Origin of the sequence: Streptomyces sp. NPDC058308 (genome assembly GCF_042880275.1) — a bacterium.
Lineage (GTDB): Bacteria > Actinomycetota > Actinomycetes > Streptomycetales > Streptomycetaceae > Streptomyces.
The window spans coordinates 92,048-116,752 of record NZ_JBHVZA010000007.1; the positions used below are offsets into that span (position 1 = coordinate 92,048).

The 24,705-nt window shown below is 70.9% G+C and carries 24 protein-coding genes; 10 read left to right on the forward strand and 14 right to left on the reverse strand.

The features are described from left to right. Positions 1 to 4: 4 nt before the first annotated feature. From ACFVYL_RS12195 to ACFVYL_RS12255, 13 genes are all read right to left on the reverse strand, one after another. A complete protein-coding gene (locus tag ACFVYL_RS12195) occupies positions 5 to 541 on the reverse strand; it encodes an SMI1/KNR4 family protein (protein ID WP_389714828.1) in 537 nt (178 codons plus the stop codon). A gap of 106 nt (positions 542 to 647) precedes the next feature. Beyond that, on the reverse strand, positions 648 to 1,043 hold the full coding sequence (locus tag ACFVYL_RS12200) for a YccF domain-containing protein (protein ID WP_389714829.1): 396 nt from the start codon (positions 1,041 to 1,043) through the stop codon (positions 648 to 650). Next, complete coding sequence (htpX, locus tag ACFVYL_RS12205) at positions 1,040 to 1,903, reverse strand: zinc metalloprotease HtpX (RefSeq protein ID WP_361716783.1); 864 nt, start codon at positions 1,901 to 1,903, stop codon at positions 1,040 to 1,042. The genes ACFVYL_RS12200 and htpX overlap by 4 nt, the downstream gene beginning before the upstream one ends. Positions 1,904 to 2,063: 160 nt before the next feature. Then, positions 2,064 to 3,605 (reverse strand): NADH-quinone oxidoreductase subunit N, encoded by a 1,542-nt coding sequence (locus tag ACFVYL_RS12210; protein WP_389714831.1) that lies wholly within the window; start codon positions 3,603 to 3,605, stop codon positions 2,064 to 2,066. Continuing rightward, a complete protein-coding gene (locus tag ACFVYL_RS12215; RefSeq protein ID WP_389714832.1) occupies positions 3,602 to 5,194 on the reverse strand; it encodes a NuoM family protein in 1,593 nt (530 codons plus the stop codon). The genes ACFVYL_RS12210 and ACFVYL_RS12215 overlap by 4 nt, the downstream gene beginning before the upstream one ends. A gap of 6 nt (positions 5,195 to 5,200) precedes the next feature. Further along, entirely contained in the window at positions 5,201 to 7,210 is a 2,010-nt protein-coding gene (locus tag ACFVYL_RS12220; protein ID WP_389714834.1) for an NADH-quinone oxidoreductase subunit L, read from the reverse strand. Beyond that, positions 7,207 to 7,632: an NADH-quinone oxidoreductase subunit NuoK gene (gene nuoK / locus ACFVYL_RS12225; protein ID WP_389714835.1), complete on the reverse strand. Its 426-nt coding sequence runs from the start codon at positions 7,630 to 7,632 to the stop codon at positions 7,207 to 7,209. Before nuoK ends, ACFVYL_RS12220 begins: the two co-directional genes overlap by 4 nt. After that, a complete protein-coding gene (locus ACFVYL_RS12230) occupies positions 7,632 to 8,240 on the reverse strand; it encodes an NADH-quinone oxidoreductase subunit J (protein ID WP_389714837.1) in 609 nt (202 codons plus the stop codon). Before ACFVYL_RS12230 ends, nuoK begins: the two co-directional genes overlap by 1 nt. Further along, positions 8,237 to 8,821 carry a NuoI/complex I 23 kDa subunit family protein gene (locus ACFVYL_RS12235; RefSeq protein WP_389714839.1) on the reverse strand — a complete coding sequence of 195 codons (585 nt, stop codon included), beginning with the start codon at positions 8,819 to 8,821 and terminating at the stop codon, positions 8,237 to 8,239. Before ACFVYL_RS12235 ends, ACFVYL_RS12230 begins: the two co-directional genes overlap by 4 nt. Then, positions 8,821 to 9,789, reverse strand: a complete 969-nt coding sequence (locus ACFVYL_RS12240) for an NADH-quinone oxidoreductase subunit H (protein WP_389714841.1) — start codon at positions 9,787 to 9,789, stop codon at positions 8,821 to 8,823. Before ACFVYL_RS12240 ends, ACFVYL_RS12235 begins: the two co-directional genes overlap by 1 nt. Further along, complete coding sequence (locus ACFVYL_RS12245; RefSeq protein ID WP_389714843.1) at positions 9,786 to 11,006, reverse strand: NADH-quinone oxidoreductase subunit C; 1,221 nt, start codon at positions 11,004 to 11,006, stop codon at positions 9,786 to 9,788. The genes ACFVYL_RS12240 and ACFVYL_RS12245 overlap by 4 nt, the downstream gene beginning before the upstream one ends. Next, the gene (locus tag ACFVYL_RS12250; RefSeq protein ID WP_389714845.1) at positions 11,003 to 11,629 is read right to left on the reverse strand and encodes an NADH-quinone oxidoreductase subunit B; all 627 of its coding nucleotides are present in this window, start codon (positions 11,627 to 11,629) and stop codon (positions 11,003 to 11,005) included. The genes ACFVYL_RS12245 and ACFVYL_RS12250 overlap by 4 nt, the downstream gene beginning before the upstream one ends. After that, on the reverse strand, positions 11,620 to 12,009 hold the full coding sequence (locus ACFVYL_RS12255; RefSeq protein ID WP_055547887.1) for an NADH-quinone oxidoreductase subunit A: 390 nt from the start codon (positions 12,007 to 12,009) through the stop codon (positions 11,620 to 11,622). Before ACFVYL_RS12255 ends, ACFVYL_RS12250 begins: the two co-directional genes overlap by 10 nt. Before the next feature lie 323 nt (positions 12,010 to 12,332). On the opposite strand from ACFVYL_RS12255, the gene ACFVYL_RS12260 reads away from it, so the two are divergent. From ACFVYL_RS12260 to ACFVYL_RS12280, 5 genes are all read left to right on the forward strand, one after another. Then, the gene (locus ACFVYL_RS12260) at positions 12,333 to 13,520 is read left to right on the forward strand and encodes a sensor histidine kinase (protein WP_389714847.1); all 1,188 of its coding nucleotides are present in this window, start codon (positions 12,333 to 12,335) and stop codon (positions 13,518 to 13,520) included. 424 nt (positions 13,521 to 13,944) lie between these two features. Continuing rightward, the gene (locus tag ACFVYL_RS12265; RefSeq protein ID WP_389714849.1) at positions 13,945 to 15,303 is read left to right on the forward strand and encodes a sensor histidine kinase; all 1,359 of its coding nucleotides are present in this window, start codon (positions 13,945 to 13,947) and stop codon (positions 15,301 to 15,303) included. 259 nt (positions 15,304 to 15,562) lie between these two features. After that, complete coding sequence (locus ACFVYL_RS12270; RefSeq protein ID WP_389715087.1) at positions 15,563 to 16,222, forward strand: LuxR C-terminal-related transcriptional regulator; 660 nt, start codon at positions 15,563 to 15,565, stop codon at positions 16,220 to 16,222. 315 nt (positions 16,223 to 16,537) lie between these two features. Next, on the forward strand, positions 16,538 to 18,469 hold the full coding sequence (locus tag ACFVYL_RS12275; protein ID WP_389714850.1) for a 2-oxoacid:acceptor oxidoreductase subunit alpha: 1,932 nt from the start codon (positions 16,538 to 16,540) through the stop codon (positions 18,467 to 18,469). Continuing rightward, a complete protein-coding gene (locus tag ACFVYL_RS12280) occupies positions 18,462 to 19,553 on the forward strand; it encodes a 2-oxoacid:ferredoxin oxidoreductase subunit beta (protein ID WP_389714851.1) in 1,092 nt (363 codons plus the stop codon). Before ACFVYL_RS12275 ends, ACFVYL_RS12280 begins: the two co-directional genes overlap by 8 nt. Positions 19,554 to 19,591: 38 nt before the next feature. Here the strand turns inward: ACFVYL_RS12280 and ACFVYL_RS12285 are convergent, their stop codons facing one another. Then, positions 19,592 to 19,960: a winged helix-turn-helix transcriptional regulator gene (locus ACFVYL_RS12285; RefSeq protein WP_389714853.1), complete on the reverse strand. Its 369-nt coding sequence runs from the start codon at positions 19,958 to 19,960 to the stop codon at positions 19,592 to 19,594. Between the two features lie 110 nt (positions 19,961 to 20,070). Here ACFVYL_RS12285 and ACFVYL_RS12290 point away from each other — a divergent pair, with 110 nt between their 5' ends. From ACFVYL_RS12290 to ACFVYL_RS12310, 5 genes are all read left to right on the forward strand, one after another. Next, complete coding sequence (locus ACFVYL_RS12290) at positions 20,071 to 20,931, forward strand: SDR family oxidoreductase (protein ID WP_389714855.1); 861 nt, start codon at positions 20,071 to 20,073, stop codon at positions 20,929 to 20,931. A gap of 238 nt (positions 20,932 to 21,169) precedes the next feature. Next, positions 21,170 to 22,150 carry an EamA family transporter RarD gene (rarD, locus tag ACFVYL_RS12295; protein ID WP_389714857.1) on the forward strand — a complete coding sequence of 327 codons (981 nt, stop codon included), beginning with the start codon at positions 21,170 to 21,172 and terminating at the stop codon, positions 22,148 to 22,150. Positions 22,151 to 22,233: 83 nt separating this feature from the next. After that, complete coding sequence (locus ACFVYL_RS12300; RefSeq protein ID WP_389714859.1) at positions 22,234 to 22,686, forward strand: VOC family protein; 453 nt, start codon at positions 22,234 to 22,236, stop codon at positions 22,684 to 22,686. A gap of 257 nt (positions 22,687 to 22,943) precedes the next feature. Further along, on the forward strand, positions 22,944 to 23,888 hold the full coding sequence (locus ACFVYL_RS12305) for a M28 family metallopeptidase (RefSeq protein ID WP_389714861.1): 945 nt from the start codon (positions 22,944 to 22,946) through the stop codon (positions 23,886 to 23,888). Between the two features lie 197 nt (positions 23,889 to 24,085). Beyond that, positions 24,086 to 24,679 carry a flavodoxin family protein gene (locus tag ACFVYL_RS12310; RefSeq protein WP_389714862.1) on the forward strand — a complete coding sequence of 198 codons (594 nt, stop codon included), beginning with the start codon at positions 24,086 to 24,088 and terminating at the stop codon, positions 24,677 to 24,679. Positions 24,680 to 24,705 lie beyond the last annotated feature (26 nt).

The window sequence follows — 24,705 nt, forward strand, 5'->3', positions numbered from 1 at the left end:
GGCCCTACGCGCGCGTGCGCTCGTCCTGCCACATCGGCAGCTCCGGGTCGTCGCTGTCCTCCGCGTACCAGCCCGTGCCGTCGAGCCAGGCCGTGAGCCATGTCGTGAGGTCCGGGGAGTCGACGAACCAGGCGTGCCGCGGGTCGCCGCCGTTCGGCTCGAAGAGCAGGACCTGGGCGTCGTCGGTGCGGCAGTCCACGCACGCGTACATCGCGCAGCCCCAGTGCGATACCGGCAACACGCCTTCGGGCCAGCCCCACGCGGAATCGCGCATCGTGCGGTACTTCTCGACGACGGCCGGCTCGCCTCCGGAGGACTTCTCTTCGAGCAGGGGCAACAAGCCGTACTCCGGGCCGAATCCGCCGTCTCCTATGCGGGTGTAGAGCGCGGCGAGCAGGGGTGGCAGGTGAAAGCCCAGGCAGACCTCCGCCCTGGCCAGGGTCTCCGCGTCCACCGGGGTCGGCAGGGAGTCCCAGCCCCAGGGGCGGGTGGCGCGCGCCGCCGCGGCGACGCGGTCCAGCAACTGCTCGGTCTCGGTCATGAGTTCATGGTGGACCATGGCAGTGACAATCGGCGGCGGGCGCCGGTGGCGGCCGTCTGTCGGGCCGTCAGGCCGAGGCGCTTCTCGAAGGGCGGCGCAGTGCCCCCTAGTAGCGGGCCGCGAACGGCTGGTCCGTGCGGACGATCTCGCGGCCGAGCGGGAGCAGGGAGACCGGGATCAGCTTGAAGTTGGCGATGCCGAGGGGGATCCCGATGATCGTGACGCACAGGAGGAAACCCGTGACGATGTGGCCGATCGCCAGCCACCAGCCCGCGAGGACCAGCCACAGGATGTTTCCGACGCAGGACGGGGCGCCCGCGTCGCGGCGCTCGACCGTCGTGTAGCCGAACGGCCACAGCGCATAACGGCCGATGCGGAAGCTGGCCAGGCCGAACGGGATGCCGATAATCGTGACGCAGAGCAGTGCTCCCGCGACCAGGTAGGCCAGGAACATCCAGAAGCCGCAGAGTACGAGCCATATGACGTTCAGGATTGTCTTCACTGGTGGCGACCTGCCATCTGCTCGAGTCGGGCAATGCGCTCCGCCATCGGCGGATGCGTGGAGAACATCTTGGACATGCCCTGCCCCGGGCGGAAAGGGTTCGCAATCATCATGTGACTTGCCGTCTCGAGACGGGGCTCGGGCGGCAGCGGCAACTGCTTCGTCCCCGCGTCGAGTTTACGCAGGGCGCTCGCCAGAGCCAGGGGGTCGCCGGTGAGTTGTGCGCCGGACGCGTCGGCCTCGTACTCCCTGGAGCGGCTGATGGCGAGTTGAATGATGGAGGCCGCGAGCGGGCCGAGCAGCATGATCAGGAGCATGCCGAAGATGCCGGGGCCCTCGTTGTCGTTCGACCGGCCGACCGGGATCAGCCAGGCGAAGTTGACCAGGAACATGATCACGGAGGCCAGGGCGCCCGCGACCGAGGAGATCAAAATGTCGCGGTTGTAGACATGGCTGAGCTCATGGCCGATGACCCCGCGCAGTTCGCGCTCGTCGAGGAGGCGCAGGATGCCGTCGGTGCAGCACACCGCCGCGTTGCGCGGGTTGCGGCCCGTCGCGAACGCGTTCGGCGCCTCGGTGGGCGAGATGTACAGGCGGGGCATGGGCTGGCGGGCCTGGGTGGAGAGCTCGCGGACCATGCGGTACAGCTCGGGGGCCTCGAACTCGCTCACCGGGCGGGCCCGCATGGCGCGCAGGGCGAGCTTGTCGCTGTTCCAGTACGCGTACGCATTGGTGCCGAGCGCCACGAACAGCGCGACGATCAGGCCCGTACGCCCGAAGAAACTGCCGATGACAAGGATGAGCGCGGACAGTCCCCCGAGGAGTACGGCGGTCTTCAACCCGTTGTGCCGGCGGTGCACGGTACGCCCTCCTGGTGGTGCGTGGGGGAACCCTCTGCTGACTGGTGCTTCCACTGTTCAGTGGACCCTCCCGTACTGGTCAACGCCAGGCGGGGAGCACTAGTTCCCTTGTGCACGCAGGAGCGATGTAGGCCGCGCGGGTGACGGCCCCGGGGCCGGGTCAGAACAGGCCGGTGTCCGAGAAGCGCAGGATCAGCTGGGGTGCTCCGGAGAGCGCGATGCCAAGGACCGCCGTCAGCGCGATGGCCGCGGTGAGCGGGGCGGGCACCCGGTGCCGGACCGGTTCGCCCTCGGGGGCACGGAACAGGAGCGCGGTCCACTGCAGGTAGTAGTAGAGCGCGATCACGACGTTCACCGCCATCACCACGGCGAGCCAGCCGAGGCCCGCGTCGACCGCGGCCGAGAGGACCGTGACCTTCGCGAAGAGGCCGATGATGCCGGGCGGCAGGCCGGCGAGGCAGAGCAGGAAGAAGCCCAGGACGAGCGCGGCCAGCGGGCTGCGGGCGTACAGGCCGCGGTAGTCGCTGACGCGGTTGTGGCGCCGGGTACGGCCCACGAGGGCCGCCACGGCGAAGGCTCCCAGGTTCACGGCCGCGTACATCAGGGCGTACGCGACGGTGGAGCCGACGGCCTTCTCGGCGGCGGCCTCGTTGTCCGCGTAACCGGCCGCGGCGATCGGCACCAGGAGGTAGCCGGCCTGGCCGACCGAGGACCAGGCGAGGAGGCGGACCGCGCTGTACGCGCGCGTGGTCCGCTGTCGCAGGGCCGCGACGTTGCCCGCGGTCATGGTGAGCGCGGCGAGGACGGCGAGTGCCGGGCCCCAGACGTCCGCGTACGAGGGGAAGGCGACGACGGTGACGAGGATGAGGCCGGAGAAGCCGACGGCCTTTCCGACGACGGAGAGGTAGGCGGCGACGGGCAGGGGCGCGCCTACGTAGGTGTCGGGTACCCAGAAGTGGAAGGGGACGGCCGCCACTTTGAAGGCGAACCCGACGAGGGTGAGGGCGACGCCGGTCTGGGCGAGGGTGTGCAGCTGGCCGTCGACGTTCCGGAGCTCGGTGGCGATCTCGGTCAGGTGCAGGGTGCCGGTCGCCGCGTACACGAAGCTGACGCCCATGAGGGTCACCGCCGTCGCGGTGACGGAGGAGAGGAAGAACTTCAGGGCCGCTTCGGAGGAGCGCTTGTCGCCGCGCTTCAGACCGACGAGGGCGAACGCGGGCAGGGACGCGACTTCCAGGGCGACGATGAGCGTCGCGAGGTCGCGCGAGGCGGGCAGCAGGGCGGCGCCCGCCGCGGAGGAGAGCAGCAGGAACCAGTACTCCCCCGCGGGCAGTTCGTCCCCGGAGTCCTTGAGCGTGCTCATGGAGAGCAGGGCGGCGAGCAGGGCGCCGCCGAGGACGAGGAGCTGGATGACGAGGGTGAAGCGGTCCGCGGTGTAGCTGCACGCGTGCGTGCCGCCGCCGGTCAGGCAGAAGGTGGAGCGGTCGTCGTCCAGGAGGGGCAGCAGCGAGAGCGCGGCCGCGGCCAGGCCCGCCACGGAGATCCAGCCGAGGACCGCCTTCTTGCCGGTTCCTACGAAGAGGTCGGCGACGAGCACGACGAGGCCGACGACCGCCGCGACGGTCGGCGGCGCGATCGCGAGCCAGTCGACGGACTGGACCAGGTTTGCCGCGCTTTCGGCGCTTTCGGCGGCCACGGTCACGACTTGCCTCCAGTGAGGAGCTTCTGCACGGCCGGGTCGGTCAGGCCGAGGAGAGCCGCGGGCCAGAGTCCGGCGAGGACGGTGAGGGCGACGAGCGGGGTCCAGGCGGCGAACTCGTAGCCGTGGACGTCGGCGAGCGCCTTGGGCGCGGACCCGTCGGTCGCGGCCTGCGGCATGGGGCCCATGCAGACACGGCGTACGACGATGAGCATGTACGCGGCGGTGAGCAGGGTGCCGAAGGCGGCGATCGCCATGAAGGTGAGGAAGGCGGGGCGGCTCAGGTCGTCGGCGGGCTCGAACGCGCCGAACAGGGCGAGCATCTCGCCCCAGAACCCGGCGAGTCCCGGCAGTCCGAGCGAGGCGACGGCGCCGAAGGCGAGGAGGCCGCCGAGGCGCGGGGCCTTGCCGTAGAGCGCCGCGCCGGACTCCTGCGCGAGGGAGTCGAGGTCGGTGGTGCCGGTGCGGTCCTTGAGCGCGCCGACGAGGAAGAAGAGCAGGCCGGTGATGAGGCCGTGGGCGATGTTGGCGAACAGCGCGCCGTTCACGCCGGTCGGGCTCATCGTCGAGATGCCGAGCAGGACGAAGCCCATGTGGCCGACGGACGAGTAGGCGATGAGGCGCTTGAGGTCACCCTTCGCGCCCTGCTTGGCCAGCGCGAGGCAGGCCAGGGAGCCGTAGATGATGCCGACGACGGCGAAGGCGGCGAGATACGGCGCGAACTCCCGCATCCCGTCGGGCGCGAGGGGGAGGACGATCCGGACGAACCCGTACGTACCCATCTTCAGCATGACACCGGCCAGCAGCACCGAGCCGACGGTCGGCGCGGCGGTGTGGGCGTCCGGCAGCCAGCTGTGCAGCGGCCACATCGGCGTCTTGACCGCGAGCCCGATCCCGATCGCCAGAACCGCGATGACCTGCACGGATGTGGACAGCCCCCGGCCGTTGTCAGTGGCGAGTGCCACCATGTCGAAGGTGTCGGACTTGAGCCCGATCAGGAGGAGGCCGAGCAGCATCACGACGGAGCCGAGCAGCGTGTAGAGGATGAACTTCCAAGCGGCCTGGGCCCGTTGCTCACCGCCCCAGCGGGCGATGAGGAAGTACATCGGGATGAGCACCATCTCGAACGCCAGGAAGAACAGCAGCAGATCGAGGACGGCGAAGGTCGCGAGGGTGCCGGACTCGAGGACGAGGATCAGTGCGACGAATGCCTTGGGGGACGGCCCGGCAGGCATTTTGAAGTAGCTGTAGAGCGCGCAGAGGAAGGTCAGGAGCGCGGTCAGGACCAGGAGGGGGAGCGAGATGCCGTCGATGCCGAGGTGGATGCGCACGTCGAGCGCGGGGATCCAGCTGATATCCGTCGTGGCCTGCATCTTTGACGGGTGGTCATGGTCGAAGCCCAGCGCGAGGACGATCGCGGCGACGAGAATCGCGCCGGTCACGATCACGCCGTGGCGGAGCACCGCCTGGTCGGGTGACTTCCCCTTCAGTCCGGGCGGGGCCGGCAGCAGGGCGGCCACGGCGCCGATGAGTGGCCCGACGACGATCAACGCCAGAAGAAACTGCATCACGGACTCACTGATACCGATCACGGCTGCTCACGCTCCGGCGGTGGCGACGAGGACGGCGGCGACGGCCAGGACGACCGTGCCGGCGAGCAGCGCGCTCAGGTAGGTCTGGACATTGCCGGTCTGCGCGCGGCGGACGGCCGCGCCGAGCCAGCGGGGTGCCGTGCCCGCGCCGCGCACGTACGTCTCGACGACCTCGCGGTCGAGGAAGCGGACGAGGCTCGCGGCGGCCCGCACGGGGCGCACGAACAGGGCTGCGTAGACGGCGTCGAGACTGAAGCCGACGGCGGCGTGCCGGTGCAGCGGCCCGAGCAGCAGGCGGCCGGGGTCGGCCGGGTCCGGGGCCGACGCGACGTCCCCGTACGCGGGGGTGTGGGTGGCGATGGCCTCCGCCTCGACCAGACCGCCGTCGGCGTCCGGGTCCGCGGCGACCGCGCCCATCGGCACCCGGGCGGCCAGCGCCGAGGTGTGCCGCCACGCGCCGTAGGTGACCAGGCCGCCGACGAGTGCGAGGCCGGTGCCGAGGACGGAGGTGGTGAGCGTCGGGGTGAGCGAGTGGCCGTCGAACCAGTCCGGCAGGACGCCGACGGCGAGACCGAAGACGAGGGAGGGGACGGCGAGCACCCACAGCACGGCGGTCATGGCGAGGGGCTGCCGGCCGTGATCCGGGGCCTCGGTGCCCCGGCCGTTGAAGGCGAGCAGCCACAGGCGCGTCGCGTACGCGGCGGTGAGGAGGGCGGTGAACAGACCGGCGACGAGGACGATCCAGCCTGCCGCGGTGGGCACGGACTCGGCGTGGCCGGTGGCCGTGTGCTCGGCGGCGCCGAGCACCGCCTCCTTGGAGAAGAAGCCGCTGAACGGCGGGATCGCGGCGAGCGCGAGAAGCGCCACGGTCATCGTCCAGTAGGCGTCGGGGATGCGGTCGCGCAGGCCTTTCATCCGGGACATGGCGGCAAGGGAGTTGGTGCCGGCGGCGTGGATGATCACGCCCGCCGCGAGGAACAGCAACGCCTTGAAGGCACCGTGCGACAGGAGGTGGAAGACGGCGGCACCGCGGTCGCCGACGGCGAGGGCGCCGGTCATGTAGCCGAGCTGGCCGATCGTCGAGTACGCGAGGACGCGCTTGATGTCGTCCTGGGCGAGCGCGGCGAGGGCCGAACCGGCCATCGTCACCGCGGCCATGACCGCGAGGACGACCAGGGCGGCCGCGGAGGCGGCGAAGACGGGAAGGAGCCGGGCCACGAAGTAGACACCGGCGGCGACCATCGTCGCGGCGTGGATCAGCGCGGAGACGGGCGTGGGGCCCGCCATCGCGTCGGGCAGCCAGGTGTGCAGCGGGAACTGCGCGGACTTGCCCGCCACGCCCGCGAGGAGCAGCAGGGCGATCAGCGTGGGGTGGTCGAGGCCGCCGTCGTTGACCGTCGCGAGGATCGTCGTGATGCGGAAGGAGCCCGTGTCGGCGGCCAGGGCGAACAGGCCGATCAGGAAGGGGACGTCGCCGAGCTTGGTGACCAGGAAGGCCTTCAGGGAGGCGGCGCGCGCCTCGGGCGTCTCCCAGTAGTGGCCGACGAGGAAGTACGAGCAGATGCCCATGATCTCCCAGCCGACCAGGAGCACCATCAGGTCGCCGGAGTAGACGACGAGCAGCATCGCGGAGGTGAAGAGGGAGACGAGAGCGGCGTACGAGGGGTAGCGGGGGTCCTCGCGGAGGTAGCCCGTCGAGTAGATCTGCACGCAGGACGCGACGACGCCGACCAGGACGGCGACGAGGGCCGCGAAGCCGTCGATGTGCAGGGCGAGTTCGATGGGGACCGAGCCGGTCGGGGTGAGCTCGGTGGCGGCGTCGAGGGAGGCGTGCCCGCCGCCGGTGCCGCCGCCCTGCCGGACGGCCACGAGCACGGCGAGGAGCAGGGCCGTCAGCGTCGGCAGGACGGCGAGGGGACGTACGAGACCGGGGACCTTGCGGCCCAGCAGCAGGCCTGCGGCCGCGCCCAGGAACGGAAGGAGGGGGACGAGGACGGCGAGGGTGGTCGTGGTCACGCGGTGGCCTCAGCCTTCTGCGCCGGTGCGGCCTGCTGTTCGTCGGTGCCATCGGGGCCGACGGTGTCGTCGGCGTCGACGGTCTCGTCATCGTCATCGGGACCGTCGGGGCCCTCGGCGGTGTCGCGGAGGTCGTCGACGGCGGAGCTGCCGCGGTTGCGGTAGACGGCCAGGACGATCGCGAGGCCGATGCCGATCTCGGCGGCGGCGATGGCGATGGTGAAGAGGGTCAGGGCCTGACCGGCGTGGAGGGAGTCGCGGAGCCAGACGTCGAAGGCGACCAGGTTGAGGTTGACGGCGTTGAGCATCAGCTCGACGGACATCAGGACCAGGATCGCGTTGCGCCGGGCGAGCACGCCGTACAGGCCGACGCAGAAGAGGAGGGCGGCGAGGACGGTGGGATAGGCGAGGTGGAGGTGCATCAGCGGTCTCCCTCCGGGGCGGACGTGCCCTTGGCCGTCTTGCGGGACAGGACGATCGCGCCGACGAGGGCGGCGAGGAGGAGGACGGAGAGCGCCTCGAAGGGGAGCACCCAGTGCCGGAAGAGGATCGATCCGGTCACGTCGGTGGAGCCCTGGGCGGCGCCGTCCAGGTCGATCACCGTGGTGCGGAACGCGTCCACGACGACCCAGACCAGGGCGGCGGCAGCGGCGAGGGCCACCGCGAACGCGACCGGGCGGTTGCCCGAATCGGCGTCCGGGGAGCGGCCGATGGGCGCCCTGGTGAGCATCAGTCCGAAGAGGAGGAGGACGACCACGGAACCGACGTAGATGAGGACCTGCACCCAGGCGATGAACTCGGCGCTCAGGAGGAGGTACTCGACGGCGAGCCCGCCGAGCGCCACCACCAGCCAGAGCGCGGCGTGCACCAGCTGCTTGGTGGTGACCGTGATGACCGCCGCGCCGAGCGTGACGAGTCCGACGAGGAGGAAGGCGATCTCGACGCCGGTCGGCGACAGGAAGCCGTGGCTCTCGGCGGACTTGGCCACGGTGGCCTGCGCTGCCGTCGTGGCGGCTGCTGCGAACGTCACGCGTCCCCCTCCGGCCCGGGGTCGGGCGTCTCTTGGGCGGCGGCCAGTTTCTCCGCGGACTTGCGGGCGGCGGCGAGTTCCTTCGGGTCCTCGGCGCCGGGGTCCAGGGCGGGCGGGGCCGGGACCGTCCACATCCACTCGCGGAGTTTGTCGCGCTCGTGGGTGAGTTCGTGGATGTCGGTCTCGGCGTACTCGAACTCCGGGGACCAGAAGAGCGCGTCGAAGGGGCAGACCTCGATGCAGATGCCGCAGTACATGCAGAGGGCGAAGTCGATGGCGAAGCGGTCGAGGACGTTGCGGCTGCGCTCGCGGCCACCCGGGGCGGCGGGCGGGGCCGTCTCCTTGTGGGAGTCGATGTAGATGCACCAGTCCGGGCACTCGCGGGCGCACAGCATGCAGACCGTGCAGTTCTCCTCGAAGAGGCCGATGACGCCGCGGGTGCGGGGCGGGAGTTCGGGCTGGTGCTCCGGGTACTGCTCGGTGACGGTCTTCTTCGTCATCGTGCGGAGGGTGACGGCGAGGCCCTTGGCGAGGCCGCTGCCGGGAATCCGGGGCCGGGTGGGCGGGAGGGACGCAGCCATCAGTTGATCGCCACCTTCACGATTCCGGTGAGCGCGATCTGCGCGAGGGCGAGCGGGACGAGGAGGGTCCAGGAGAGCTTCTGGAGCTGGTCCTCGCGGAGACGGGGGTAGGACACGCGCAGCCAGATGACCACGAAGGCCAGGACGGCCGTCTTGAGCAGGGTCCAGACCCAGCCGAGGCCGTCGGCGCCCCACGGGCCGTGCCAGCCGCCCAGGAACAGGACGGTGGTCAGGCCGCACAGGACGACGATCCCGGCGTACTCGGCGAGGAGGAAGAGGGCGAAGCGCAGGCCCGTGTACTCGGTGTAGGCGCCGAAGATGATCTCGGAGTCGGCGACCGGCATGTCGAACGGCGGGCGCTGCAGTTCGGCGAGGCCCGCGATGAAGAACACGAGCGCGCCGACGAGCTGCCAGGGCAGCCACCACCACTCGAAGGCGTCGACGATGCCGGGCAGCGAGACCGTGCCCGAGGCCATCGCGACCGAGGCGGCGGCGAGCAGCATCGGGAGTTCGTACGCGAGGAGCTGGGCGGCGGTGCGCAGGCCGCCGAGGAGGGAGAACTTGTTGGCGCTGGCCCAGCCCGCCATGAGCGAGCCGAGTACGCCGACGCCCATCACCGCGAGCACGAAGAAGATGCCCGCGTCGACGACCTCGCCGACCGCGCCCTCGTCGGGGCCGACCGGGATGGCGATGAGGACGAGGAGGTAGGGCAGGAGGGCGATCGCGGGGGCCAGTTGGAAGACGCGGCGGTCGGCCTCGGCCGGGACGATGTCTTCCTTCTGGGCGAACTTGACGCCGTCGGCGACGAGTTGGGCCCAGCCGTGGAAGCCGCCCGCGTGCATGGGGCCGAGGCGGCCCTGCATGTGGGCCATCACCTTGTGCTCGGTCTGGCCGATGACGAGGGGCAGGACCAGGAACACCGCGAAGACGATGACGAGGCGCAGGGCGACGTCGAGGGCGTCGTTCACTCGGTGCCTCCTCGGCGTTCGCCGTCCTGGGGCTGGGGGTTCTCGGGTGGGGCGGGCTGCTCGGCGGGCGCGGGGGCCTGCTGTTGCGGGGCGGGGCCCGGCTGTTGCGGCGCGGGGCCCGGCTGTTCCGGCGCGGGCCGGTCGTCCGTTGCCGGATCGGGTGACGGCTCCGGCCTCGGCTCGGCCTGTGGCTTCGGCTGCTGTTCGGGGGCGTCGTCGAACGCCGGGCGGGCGTGGTGCCAGGGGGCGTCGGAGCTACCCGTGGCCTTGGACTCGGCCACGGGCTCAGACCCAGACCCAGGCTTCGGCTCCGGATTCACCGCAGGCGCGGCCCCCGGGTCCGGTGACGACTCCGGTGTCGAAGTCGACGCCCGCTGCGACGCGGACCCCTGGCTCACGCTGCGCGAACGCCTCGGGGGACGTGCCGACTCCGCTGCCTCCGGTTGCTGCGCCTCCGCGGGAGTCGTCTCGGCAGGAGTCGTCTCGGCGGGACGCGCCTCCGCGGGAGCCGTCTGGCTCGCCGAGCCCTGACCGGCCGTGCGGGTGCGCCGGGCCGGGCGTTCACCGGATGCCGTTGCCGAAGCCGAAGCCGATGCCGCCGCCGAGGCCGCCGCACGCCCCGCCCCACGAGCCGGGCGGGCCGGAGCCGCGGGGAGCTGCCCCTTCAGAGGGCCCCACTCGTTGGGGTCGGGCACGCCGGGCGGCAGCATCTGGCGGCGCTTGGGTCCGCCGTGCTCGGACTCCCCCGGCTCCTTGGCGCCGGGCCAGGCCTTCGCCACGCGGGCCGCCAGCACGAAGTCCTTGCGCAGGGGGTGACCCTCGAAGTTCTCGGGGAGGAGCAGCGGGGTCAGACCGGGGTGCCCCTCGAACGTCACGCCGAACATCTCGTGCGTCTCGCGCTCGTGCCAGGCGGCGCCCGCGTAGACGTCGACCGCGGAGGCCAGCACCGGGGCCTCGTGCGCGACCGTCGTACGGAGCAGGAGGCGGCGTACCGGGGAGAGCACCACGAGGTGGGCGCAGACCCGAAAGCCCGTCCCCGGCTCGTCGACCGCGCTCAGCCAGTCGAAGTACGTGCAGGCCAGCGTGGTGCGGGCGGTTTCGAGAGCGGTGATCCACGAGGCGGGCGGGACGTCGACGGTGAGTACGTCGTACGACTCCTCGGCCGTCGCCTCCGCGCCGAAGAGCTCCTCCACGGGGCTCGGCAGCCAGCCGGTCACCGGTCCCCCTCCTGCTCGGCCGTCGCCCCCGGCGCCGGGGCGGGCGGCTGCACCAACCCACTCCGCAGCGCCGCCGTCGACGGTCGCGCCCCGTTCCCGTACCGCTCCCCCAGCGACTCGCGCGCGATCTTCTCCTGGAGCTTGAGGATTCCCTGGAGGAGGGCTTCCGGGCGGGGCGGGCAGCCGGGGACGTACACGTCGACGGGGATGATCTGGTCGACGCCCTTGGTCACCGAGTACGAGTCCCAGTACGGGCCGCCGCAGTTGGAGCAGGCGCCGAACGAGATGACGTACTTCGGCTCGGGCATCTGCTCGTACAGCCGCTTCACGGCGGGCGCCATCTTGTCCGTGACCGTGCCGGAGACGACCATCAGGTCGGCCTGGCGCGGCCCCGGAGCGAACGGGATGACGCCGAGCCGGATGAAGTCGTGCCGCGCCATGGAGGCCGCGATGAACTCGATGGCGCAGCAGGCGAGGCCGAAGTTGAAGACCCAGAGCGAGTACCGGCGGCCCCAGTTGAGGACCACCTTCATCGGTTCGGGGGCGAGGCGGGCGAGCGCGCCCAGCCTCTTCGGCTCGGGGAGCGGCACGGGCTGCCCGTTGGTGTCCGGGGTCACGTCCATGTCAGGACGCCCTTCTTGTATGCGTACAGCAGGCCCACGGCGAGGAAGCCGAGGAAGATGAACATCTCCACGAGCGTCGTCGCGCCGTAGCCGGGCGCGGCGAAGACCGTCGCCCAGGGGAAGAGGAAGATCGAGTCGACGGCGAAGATCACGTAGAGGAACGCGTAGACGTAGTAGCGGACCTGGGTGTGGGCCCAGCCTTCGCCGACCGGGTCGACGCCGCACTCGTACGTCAGGAGTTTCTCCGGGGTGGGCACCACCGGGCGCAGCAGCCGCCCCGCGCCGAAGGCCACGGCGACGAACAGCACGCCCACGACGGCGAGCAGTCCGACGACGGAGTACGACTGGTAGTAGCTCGCCGCGACGTTCGTCACGTGCACGTCAGCCCCTCACTCCCTGACCGTCCTTGACCTGACCCGTTCGACGATCTGTACGCACGGGAGTCTAGGGCCTGCTAAAGGTTAGGTAAGCAGAGCGTCACGCATCCGTCAGCGCACGGCGTCACGCTTTCGGACAGCACGGGGCGTCACGCTTTCGGACAGCGCGCAGCGTCACGCTTTCGGACAGCGCGCGGCGGCGCACGGCTTCCGCCTCCGGTCCGGGTACGGCGGCACGCTCCGGACCGCGGGGTGGGGTTATCCCCAGGGCCCCCGGGCGGCCGCCCTCATGGCGCCGCGGCGGCGGGCCGGGCACTCTGGCGCGTATGACCGCACGCACCATGCCCCAGCACGACGACCGGCCGCCACCCGCGCGATTCGCGTACGACCGGCACACCTGGAAGGAGATCGCCCACCTCCTGGTGAACCTCCCGGCGGGCATCATCGGCTTCGTCTACGCGGTGGTCGTGTTCGCCCTGGGCATCGGACTGACGGTCACGGTGATCGGTCTGCCGCTGCTCGCGGCGGGGCTGCTCGGCGCGCGCGTCCTTGGCAGGTTCGAACGGGGGCGGGCCCGGAAACTGCTCGGCGTGCGGGTGGACGAGCCGAGTCCGATGCCGGGGTACCGCGGGCAGGGGATCCTCGGCCGGGTGTGGGCGAGCGTGAAGGACCCGGTGGGCTGGCGCACCATGCTGTACGCCTTCATCCGGCTGCCCTGGGGCGTGCTCACCTTCGCCGTCATGGCCACCGGGCTCTTCGTGCTCTGGCCGGTGCTGCCCTTCGTCGCGCGTCTCCTGGCCAACGCCGACCGGGCGATGGTGCGCGGACTGCTCTCGCCCTCCGACGAGTTGGAGCGGCGGATCGCCGAACTGGAGTCCGACCGCGGGGTGGTCGTGGACACCGCGGCCGCCGATCTGCGCCGCATCGAACGCGATCTGCACGACGGCGCGCAGGCCCGCCTGGTCGCCCTCGCCATGGGCCTCGGCCTCGCCAAGGAGAAGCTCCTGGAGGACCCCGAGGTCGCGGCCTCGATGGTCGACGAGGCGCACGGCGAGGTGAAGCTGGCGCTGCAGGAGCTGCGCGACCTGGCCCGCGGCATCCACCCCGCCGTCCTCACCGACCGCGGCCTGAACGCCGCGCTCTCCTCGGTCTCGTCGCGCTGCACGGTGCCGGTGAAGGTCACCGCCGACCTGCCGGCGCGTCCCGCGGCCGCCATCGAGGGCATCGCGTACTTCACGGTCTCCGAGCTCCTGCAGAACGTCAGCAAGCACAGCGGCGCCAAATCCGCGAGCGTCGACGTCTGGCGGGCCGACGACCGGCTGCTCATCCAGGTGTGGGACGACGGGCGCGGCGGGGCGCGGCTGGACGGCGGTACGGGCATGGCGGGGCTCGCGGACCGGCTCGGCGCGGTCGACGGGCTCTTCGTGATCGAATCGCCGGAGGGCGGTCCCACAACGGTCACGGCGGAGCTGCCGTGGCGCGACCGCCCGGCGGACGGCTCGCACCGGGCCTGAGGCCGGGCCCTAGGGTCGGGCCTGGTGCAGGGCCCGAAGACAGGGCCTGAGGCCGGGCCCGAAGGCAAGACCTGAGGCCGGGCCCGAAGACAGGACCTGAGGCCAGGCCCGAGGACAGGACCTGGTGCCACGCCCAAAGGCAAGACCCGGTGCCACGCCCAAAGGCAAGACCCGGTGCCACGCCCAAAGGCAAGACCCGGTGCCACGCCCAAAGGCAAGACCCGGTGCCACGCCCGAAGGAAAGACCCGGTGCCACGCCCGAAGGAAAGACCCGGTGCCAGGCCCGAAGGTAGGGAAAACCCCCGGGCGAAGAGGCCGACGCGCTCCATGGTCCGCAGCCGTCGCGACGGCGAATCTGGAACCACGGCACACAGGCGACAGCCAGGCGACAGCCCGGCAGCAGACGCAGAAACGGACGGCAGCGATGGCCACGGAGTACGGACAGGGGTACGCGCACATGGACCGGCCGGATTCCCGGGGACACGACGTCGGGGAGCGGCGCCGCCGCCTGCCCGCCGGACTGCGCGCCCCGGTGGAGGCCCGCACCTGGCGGGAGTTCGCCTACACGATGCTGAGCCTGCCGATCGGCATCACGTCCTTCGTCTTCGCCGTCGTGGCGCTCTCGCTCGGCGCGGGCCTCCTGATCACCTTCATCGGCATCCCGGTGCTCGCGGCCGGTCTCGCCGGCTGCCGGGGCATCGGCGCCCTGGAGCGGACGCGGGCCCGCGGGCTGCTCGGCCTCGAGGTCGCGCCGCCGGAGCCGCTGCGCCCCAAGGGCGGCGGTCCGATGGCGCTCATGGGTGCCGTCCTCAAGAGCGGCGCCTCCTGGCGGCACCTGCTGTACACGCTGCTGATGCTGCCGTGGTCGGTCTTCTCGTTCACCGTGGCGGTCGTCTTCTGGTCGTACGGCTGGCTGATGCTCACGTACCCGCTGTGGTTCTGGCTCTTCCCGATGTACGGCGGCCAGGGCGGCATCCAGCTCTTCGCCGACGACGGCCACCGCATCTACCTCGACAACCCCTTCGAGATCGGCGTCACCGCGGCGACCGGCCTGCTCATCACGCTCGCCACGCCGTGGATCCTGCGGGCCCTGACGACGGTGGACCGCCTGATGGTGTTCGGGCTGCTCGGCCCCTCGCGGCTCGCGACCCGCGTCGTCGAGCTGGAGTCGGACCGCGGCGTCGTCGTGGACACCGCGGCCGCCGACCTGCGCCGCATCGAACGCGATCTGCACGACGGCGCGCAGGCCCGCCTGGTCGCCCTCGCCATGGATCTGGGCCTGGCCAAGGAGAAGCTCACCGAGGACCCGGAGGCCGCGGCGCGCATGGTGGACGAGGCGCACGGCGAGGTGAAGGTCGCCCTCCAGGAGCTGCGGGACCTGGCCCGCGGCATCCACCCCGCCGTCCTCACCGACCGCGGTCTGGACGCCGCGCTCTCCGCGCTCGCCGCCCGCTGCACGGTGCCGGTCCAGGTGGAGGTGGACCTGACGAACCGCCCGGCGGCCGCCATCGAAGGCATCGCGTACTTCACGGTCTCCGAGCTCCTGCAGAACATCAGCAAGCACAGCGGCGCCAAGTCCGCGGGCGTCGACGTCTGGCGGGCCGAGAACCGGCTGATGCTCCAGGTCACCGACGACGGGACGGGCGGCGCGGACGTCTCGGCGGGCTCCGGCCTCGCGGGTCTCGCGGAGCGCCTCGGCGCGGTCGACGGAATCCTGGTGGTCGATTCGCCGGTGGGCGGCCCGACGGCGGTCACCGCCGAGCTGCCCTGGCGACAGGCCTGACCCGCGCCTGCCTGCGCCCCTGCCGGTGCGCCGCCCCCGGTTCGTACGCCGAGCCGGGGGCGGCGCATGCGCGGGCGGGCCGCCCGGCGACCGGCCCGGCGACCAGTCCGTCGACCGGACCGGTGAGCCGCCTCGGATCGCGCGATACTGGGGTGCCGAGTGTTCGGCGGGGCGATACCGTCGCCGGGCCGACGCGGGGGCGGACAAGCGCGCCGGGGGGCCGAAAAAAGTGCCGGGGGGCCAAAAAGTGGAGGACAAAGTGCGGGTGGTCATCGCCGAGGATTCAGTGCTGCTCCGGGAGGGCCTGACCCGGCTGCTGACCGACCGCGGGCACGATGTGGTGGCGGGAGTGGGGGACGCCGACGCGCTGATCAAGACGATCACCGACCTCGCCGCGCAGAACGACCTGCCGGACGTGGTCGTGGCCGATGTGCGGATGCCCCCGACCCACACCGACGAGGGCGTACGCGCCGCGGTGTATCTGCGCCACCAGCACCCGGGACTCGGGGTCCTGGTTCTTTCGCAGTACGTGGAGGAGCAGTACGCGACCGAACTCCTCGCCGGATCGAGCCGGGGCGTGGGCTATCTGCTCAAGGACCGGGTCGCCGAGGTGCGGGAGTTCGTGGACGCGGTCGTCCGGGTCGCGCAGGGCGGCACGGCACTCGACCCGGAGGTCGTGGCGCAGCTGCTCGGCCGCAGCCGCAAGCAGGACGTGCTCGCGGGGCTTACACCACGCGAACGCGAGGTACTCGGGCTGATGGCCGAGGGACGGACCAACTCGGCGGTGGCCCGGCAGCTCGTGGTGAGCGACGGCGCCGTCGAGAAGCACGTGAGCAACATCTTCCTGAAGCTCGGGCTGTCCCAGAGTGACGGGGATCACCGCCGCGTGCTGGCGGTCCTCACCTACCTCAACTCATAAATGACTGACACCCTGTCAGATGGCTTCCGGACCCGGAGATCATGACAGCGGGAGCAGGGACGATCACGGAGAGGCACCGCCGCGAGGGGGCCGTCGGGCGGTGGGTCCTAGAACCAAAGGATGAGCGGGGAGCGTCTTCCAAGGAGGACCGGGGGCGAGGCAAACCATGGCAAATGAGTGCGACACGGTGTCTCAGAAGTGCTTCCACCATGCGAACAACCCCAGGAAGGCACCCCTTACGGACGTAGGGTGGACCTTGGGAGCGCCGGTCGTCCCGGCGATTCCGCTCAGTCGCCTCGAGGGAGGTCCAGTTCAGTGACCAGCCAGGTCAGTAGCCAAGCCGAGCAGGCCGACGCGGCAGTCGTCGGAGGCCAACGCAAGCCTGCAGGTGACAAAGATGTGCGCCGTCTGGACCGGGTCATCATCCGTTTCGCGGGTGACTCCGGTGACGGGATGCAGCTCACGGGCGACCGGTTCACCTCGGAGACGGCGTCCTTCGGCAACGACCTGTCGACGCTGCCGAACTTCCCCGCGGAGATCCGCGCCCCGGCCGGAACGCTGCCGGGTGTCTCCTCCTTTCAGCTGCACTTCGCCGACCACGACATCCTGACCCCGGGCGACGCGCCGAACGTCCTGGTGGCGATGAACCCGGCGGCCCTGAAGGCGAACATCGGCGACGTGCCGCGCGGCGCGGAGGTCATCGTCAACACCGACGAGTTCTCCAAGCGCGCGATGCAGAAGGTCGGTTACGCCACCTCACCTCTCGAGGACGGCTCCCTGGACGGCTACAGCCTCCACCCGGTGCCGCTGACCACACTGACGGTGGAGGCGCTCAAGGACTTCGACCTCTCCCGCAAGGACGCGGGCCGCTCGAAGAACATGTTCGCGCTCGGCCTGCTGTCGTGGATGTACCACCGGCCGACCGCGGGCACCGAGAAGTTCCTGCGGGCCAAGTTCGCCAAGCGCCCGGAGATCGCCGAGGCGAACATCGCGGCGTTCCACGCGGGGTGGAACTTCGGCGAGACCACCGAGGACTTCGCGGTCTCCTACGAAGTGGCCCCGGCCACCCAGGCGTTCGCGACCGGCACCTACCGCAACATCTCGGGCAACCTGGCCCTTTCGTACGGCCTGATCGCGGCGGGCCGGCAGGCGGATCTGCCGCTCTACCTGGGCAGTTACCCGATCACACCGGCCTCGGACATCCTGCACGAGCTGTCCCGGCACAAGAACTTCGGCGTCCGCACCTTCCAGGCCGAGGACGAGATCGCGGGCATCGGCGCGGCGCTGGGCGCCGCGTTCGGCGGTTCCCTCGCGGTGACGACGACCTCCGGCCCCGGCGTGGCGCTCAAGTCGGAGACCATCGGCCTGGCGGTCAGCCTCGAACTGCCGCTGCTGATCGTCGACATCCAGCGCGGCGGCCCGAGCACGGGCCTGCCGACCAAGACCGAGCAGGCCGACCTGCTGCAGGCGATGTACGGGCGCAACGGCGAGGCTCCGGTGCCGATCGTGGCGCCGAAGACGCCGGCGGACTGCTTCGACGCGGCGCTGGAGGCGGCCCGGATCGCCGTGACGTACCGGACGCCGGTCTTCCTGCTGTCCGACGGCTACCTGGCCAACGGCTCGGAGCCCTGGCGCATCCCCGAGGTCGACGAACTGCCCGACCTGCGCGTGCAGTTCGCCTCCGGACCCAACCACACCGAGGCCGACGGCGCCGAGACCTTCTGGCCCTACAAGCGCGATCCGCAGACCCTGGCCCGCCCCTGGGCGATCCCGGGCACGCCGGGCCTTGAGCACCGCATCGGTGGCATCGAGAAGCAGGACGGCACGGGCAACATCTCCTACGACCCGGCCAACCACGACTTCATGGTGCGCACCCGGCAGGCCAAGGTCGACGGCATCGAGGTGCCCGACGTGGAGGTCGACGACGCGGGCGGGGACGCCGACACCCTCGTCCTCGGCTGGGGTTCGACGTACGGGCCGATCACCGCGGCGGTCCGCCGGCTGCGCACCGCGGGCGAGTCCATCGCGCAGGCCCATCTGCGCCACCTCAACCCCTTCCCGCGGAATCTGGGCGAGGTCCTCGCGCGTTACGACAAGGTGGTGATCCCCGAGATGAACCTCGGTCAGCTCGCCACGCTGATCCGTGCGAAGTATCTGGTGGACGCCGTCTCGTACAACCAGGTCAACGGAATGCCGTTCAAGGCCGAGCAGCTCGCCACGGCTCTCAAGGAGGCCATCGATGGCTGACACTCAAACGGCCGGGCCGGAGGGGACCGGGGGCGCGATCGAAGCACTTTCCCTGGTGCCCAAGGCCGATGCCCAGCAGTCCATGAAGGACTTCAAGTCCGACCAGGAGGTGCGCTGGTGCCCCGGCTGCGGTGACTACGCCGTACTGGCCGCCGTGCAGGGCTTCATGCCCGAACTGGGCCTGGCGAAGGAGAACGTCGTCTTCGTCTCGGGCATCGGCTGCTCCTCCCGCTTCCCGTACTACATGAACACGTACGGGATGCACTCCATCCACGGCCGCGCCCCGGCCATCGCCACCGGACTCGCCTCCTCGCGGCGGGACCTGAGCGTGTGGGTGGTCACCGGCGACGGCGACGCGCTGTCCATCGGCGGCAACCACCTCATCCACGCCCTGCGCCGCAACGTGAACCTGAAGATCCTGCTCTTCAACAACCGGATCTACGGCCTCACGAAGGGCCAGTACAGTCCGACCTCCGAGCTCGGCAAGATCACCAAGTCGACGCCGATGGGCTCCCTGGACGCGCCCTTCAACCCGGTCTCGCTGGCCATCGGCGCGGAGGCGTCCTTCGTGGCGCGGACCGTGGATTCCGACCGCAAGCACCTCACCTCGGTGCTCCGCGAGGCCGCCGCCCACCCCGGCACCGCGCTGGTGGAGATCTACCAGAACTGCAACATCTTCAACGACGGCGCCTTCGAGGTCCTCAAGGACAAGCAGCAGGCCGAGGAGGCGGTGATCCGCCTGGAACACGGGCAGCCGATCCGCTTCGGCGCCGACCGCTCGAAGGGTGTCGTACGCGACACCCTGACCGGCGACCTCAAGGTCGTCGCCGTCACGCCGGAGAACGAGGCCGACGTCCTGGTCCACGACGCGCACTCCACGTCACCGACCACGGCCTTCGCCCTGTCCCGGCTCGCCGACCCGGACACCCTGCACCACACCCCGATCGGCGTCCTGCGCAACGTCGAACGCCCGGTCTACGACACGCTCATGGCCGACCAGCTCGACAGCGCCATCGAGAGGGACGGCAAGGGCGACCTCGCCACGCTCCTCGCGGGCAAGGACACCTGGACGGTCGTCGGCTAGGCCCCCAGGTCTTCTCCTCTAGGCCCGGTTCTGATCTTTCAGGACCGGGCTTCGTCGTACTCCAGGCGCGCCTTGAGCACGTCGTCCATGCGCCGCTCCGTCCATGTCGCGAGGGCCCTGACCTGCGCTGCGGCCTCACGGCCGAGCTCCGTGAGGGAGTAGTCGACGCGGGGCGGGATGACCGGCTTGGCGTCGCGGTGCACCAGGCCGTCACGCTCCAGGATCTGCAGCGTCTGGGCCAGCATCTTCTCGCTGACGCTGCCGATCCGGCGGCGCAGCTCGCTGAACCGGTGCGAGCGCTCCTCCAGGGCGATCAGGACGAGGACGCCCCAGCGACTCGTGACGTGCTCAAGAACGAGGCGGTGCGGGCACATCTCCTCGCGCGCGGTCCAGTCGCTTACGTCCATGCCAGTACCTTACTTCAAAGTGGGTACTTACGGAAAGTTAGCGCTGTCTCTAGGGTGGGTGTCAGACCAGTCGTAACGAGTCCTAACGATTCAAAACGGAGATTCCACCCATGAGCATCGTCGTCACCGGAGCCACCGGAAACCTGGGCCGCCTCGTCATCGAGGGGCTGCTCGCCGCCCGCGTCCCGGCCGGGGAGATCGCGGCCGTCGTACGCGACAAGGAGCGGGCCGCCGACCTCGCCGAGCGCGGCATAGCGCTGCGCATGGCCGACTACAGCGCGCCCGAGACCCTGCGCGGCGCCTTCGCCGCGGGCGACCGCGTCCTGATGATCTCCGGCAGCGAGGTCGGGCGCCGCGTGCCGCAGCACCGCGCGGTCGTCGACGCGGCGCGCGAGGCGGGCGTCGCGCTCCTCGCGTACACGGGCATCCTCGGCGGCCCGGACGCCGACTTCGAGCTGGCGGCCGAGCACAAGGTGACCGAGCAGCTGATCCTCGACTCCGGCCTGCCCTACACCTTCCTGCGCAACGGCTGGTACCACGAGAACTACACCGAGCACCTCGCCCCGGTCCTGGAGCACGGCGCCGTCATCGCCTCCGCGGGCGAGGGCCGGGTCGCCTCCGCCTCGCGCGCCGACTACGCCGCGGCCGCCGTCGCGGTCCTGACCGGCGAGGGCCACGAGGGCAAGGTCTACGAGCTGAGCGGCGACGTCGCGTGGAGCTTCGCCGAGTACGCCGCCGAGGTCGCGGCGCGCAGCGGCAAGGACATCTCGTACGTGAACGTCCCCTCCGAGCAGCACCTCGCCGTGCTGACCGGGGCGGGGGTGCCGGAGCCCATGGCGGCGCTCCTCGTCGACGTCGACGCGGGGATCGGGCGGGGGCGCCTTGCGGGGACGAGTGGGGAGCTTGCTCGGCTGATCGGGCGGCCGACGACGGCGATCGGTGAGGCGGTGGCGGCGGCGCTGCGGGGCTGACCCCTTGCAGGGGGCTGGGCGGGGACTTCGGCTCGGTCTGTCGCCCTTCGGGCTCGTCCTCAAGCGCCGGACGGGCTGGATTGCCGCCCTTCGGGCTTGTCCTCAAGCGCCGGCCGGGCTGGATTGTGCGGCGGGGCATGTGTCATGAGTGTCTCTCTGAGACAGGCATGACAGGTGACCTTGCTCGGCGCTACCTTCTGGGAAGCAGCGTGGCGCTGCCGTGCACCTAGGAGGGGCCGTGGACAGCGGAGCAGCCGGGACGTCCGGGAGTGAGCAGCGCAGTGGGCTGCTGAGCGGCTTCGCCGCCTACGGGATGTGGGGGCTTATCCCCCTCTTCTGGCCGCTCCTCAAACCGGCCGGCGCCGCCGAGATCCTCGCCCACCGGATGGTCTGGTCCCTCGTCGTGGTCGGCATCGCGCTGCTCTGCATCCGGCGCTGGGACTGGGCGCGCGAGCTGCTGCGCCAGCCGCGCAGGCTCGGCCTGGTGGTGGTCGCCGCGGCGGTCATCACCGTCAACTGGGGCATCTACATCTGGTCCGTGAACTCCGGGCACGTCGTGGAGGCCTCCCTCGGCTACTTCATCAACCCGCTGGTCACCATCGCCATGGGCGTCCTGCTCCTCGGCGAGCGGCTGCGGCCCGTGCAGTGGACGGCCGTCGGCATCGGGGTCGCCGCCGTACTCGTGCTCGCCTTCGGGTACGGCAGGCCGCCGTGGATCTCGCTCAGCCTCGCCTTCACCTTCGCGACGTACGGCCTGGTGAAGAAGAAGGTCAACCTCGGCGGCCTGGAGTCGCTCGCCGCCGAGACCGCCGTGCAGTTCCTGCCCGCCCTCGGCTATCTGGTGTGGCTCGCCGCACAGGGCGACATCGTGTTCGGCACGCGGGGCGCCGGGCACGCGTCGCTGCTCGCGGCCACGGGTGTGGTGACCGCCGCGCCCCTGGTCTGCTTCGGCGCCGCGGCGATCCGGGTACCGCTCTCCACCCTGGGGCTGCTGCAGTACCTCGCGCCGGTCTTCCAGTTCGTGCTCGGGATCCTGTACTTCCACGAGGCGATGCCGCCCGAGCGGTGGGCGGGCTTCGGGCTCGTGTGGCTGGCGCTCTCGCTCCTGACCTGGGACGCGTTGCGCGCGGCCCGGCGCAACGCGGTACGGCTCGCCGCCGCGCGGGACGCGTCCGCCGCTCCCGCCGCCGCCCGGGGCGCGCGGGAGCCCGCGGTCTGACGTACCGCGTCACTCCTGTTCCTTTCCGGACCGTTCGGTGAGATCCGACGTGGCGGCATGCCGTAACCGCTATAACTGGTTACATGACCACGTTGCACTGGAAGCTCGTCATCGACGCCGCCGACCCGCACGCCCAAGCCGCCTTCTGGGCCAGCACGTTGGGGTATGAGATCGAGGACAACAGCTCGCTGATCGACCACCTGCTCGGCCTCGGCGCGGCGCCGGAGGCCACGACCGTCGAGTTCCGCGGCCGCCGCGCCTGGCGAGACCTCATCGCCGTCCGTCACCCCGACGACCCCTACGACGAGCAGAGCGGCACGGGCCTGGGCCGCCGGATCCTCTTCCAGCGCGTGCCGGAGCCCAAGACCGGCAAGAACCGGCTGCACCTCGACGTGCACACCGCGCCCGGCCGCCGCGACACGGAGGTGGCCCGGCTCGAAGGGCTGGGCGCCGCCGTGGAGCGGCACGTCAAGGAGCCCGGCGGCGAGTGGGTGATCATGACGGACCCAGAGGGGAACGAATTCTGCGTCCACTAGGGTTCTGCGTCCACTAGGGCGGCCCGGGGCCGGTGTAGGGGCCCCCTTGTTGGCAACGCCAGGATCCAGACGCCAGACGTGCGCCCCCGCCGCGTGCGCACGCTATCCGGAACTCCGCGCACGCTCTGCGGTCTTGACGGCACACCTGTCACCCACGCACCATCAGGCAACTCCGAACTCGTGTGCCACTCAGACGAGTTCGAGTTCGCGTGTCATCCCCCCCCACACACAAAAGAATCGGAAACCGGAGCCCCCACATGAAACTCTCCGTTCCCGGACGTACCGCGGCGGCCGCAGTCCTGGCCGTCACCGGACTCCTCGCCACCAACGCGATATCCACCGCGGCGCCCGTCCCCAAGGCCGCCGCCGCTCCCGACATATCCGTCGGCAACGTCAAAGCCCACCTCGCCGACCTCCAGGCCGTCGCGGACGCCAACGGAGGCAACCGCGCGCACGGCAGCGCGGGTTACAAGGCCTCCATGGACCACGTGAAGGGCAAGCTCGACGCCGCCGGATTCACCACCTCCGTCCAGGAGTTCACGGCGGACGGCAAGACCGGCTACAACCTGATCGCCGACTGGCCGGGCGGCGACGAGGGCAAGGTCGTCATGGCGGGAGCCCACCTCGACAGCGTCTCCGAAGGGCCCGGGATCAACGACAACGGCTCCGGGTCCGCCGCCGTCCTGGAGACCGCGCTCACCGTCGCCCGCGAGAAGTACCAGCCCACCAAGCACCTGCGGTTCGCCTGGTGGGGCGCCGAGGAGCTCGGCCTGGTCGGCTCCTCGCACTACGTCGAAAGCCTGGCCGGCGAAGACCGTTCGAAGATCAGCGGCTATCTGAACTTCGACATGATCAGCTCCCCGAACGCCGGTTACTTCGTCTACGACGACGACCCCACGATCGAGAAGACCTTCAAGGACTACTACGCGGGCCTGAACGTCACCACGGAGCCGGACGACGAGGGCGACGGCCGCTCCGACCACGCGCCGTTCCAGCAGGCGGGCGTCCCGGTCGGCGGCCTGTTCACCGGCGCTGAGACCACCAAGTCGGCGGAGCAGGCGCAGAAGTGGGGCGGCACGGCCGGCGAGGCGTTCGACAAGTGCTACCACTCGGCCTGCGACAAGGAGTCGAACGTCGACGCGACCGCGCTCGACCGCAACAGTGACGCGATCGCGTACGCGGTGTGGGGGCTCTCCTCGTAGGGCGGCTCTCCTCGTAGGGCGGCTCTCTTCGAGCAGGAGGGCTCTCCTCGTAGTCGCAGGAGGGCTCCCCTCGTAGCAACCCGCGGGCCTCTGAGCAGGGGCCCGCGGATTCCCCCTGGACGACATTGCTTGCGCATGCATATAGTGCGCGTGCAAGTAAACGTCGTAGGCATGCGTAGGCAACCCCAGGGGGATCCATGACCCGCTCGTTCCTCTTCGTTCTCGGCAGCGCCCGCCCCGAGGGCAACACCGAGCTCCTGACCCGCAAGGCCGCCGAGCAACTCCCCCCGGACGTGGAGCAGCGCTGGATCGATCTCGCCGAGCTGCCGCTGCCCGACTTCGAGGACGCACGCCACGACGCGACCCGCGAGCGGGCCCGCCCCCGCCCCGTCGGCACCAACGAAGCGGTGCTCCTGGACGCCACCCTTAAGGCCACGGACATCGTCATCGCGTCGCCCCTGTACTGGTACTCGCTCTCCGCCACCGTCAAGCGCTACCTCGACTACTGGGACGCGTGGCTGGAGACGCCGGAGATCTCCTTCAAGGAGACGCTGAAGGACCGCACCCTGTGGGGCGTGACCGCGCTCGCGCACCGCGAGGAGGAGGTGGCGGACCCGCTGATCGGCACGTTGCGCAACACCGCCGCGTTCTTCCCGATGCGCTTCGGCGGCGTCCTGCTCGGCAACGGCACCCGCCCCGGCCAGGTCCTGGAGGACACCGAGGCCCTGGCCCGCGCCAAGACGTTCTTCGCGCAGGAGCCGCCCCTGGCCCGGTACCCGTACGACAACTGAGGGTCCGTATGACAACTGAGGGCCCG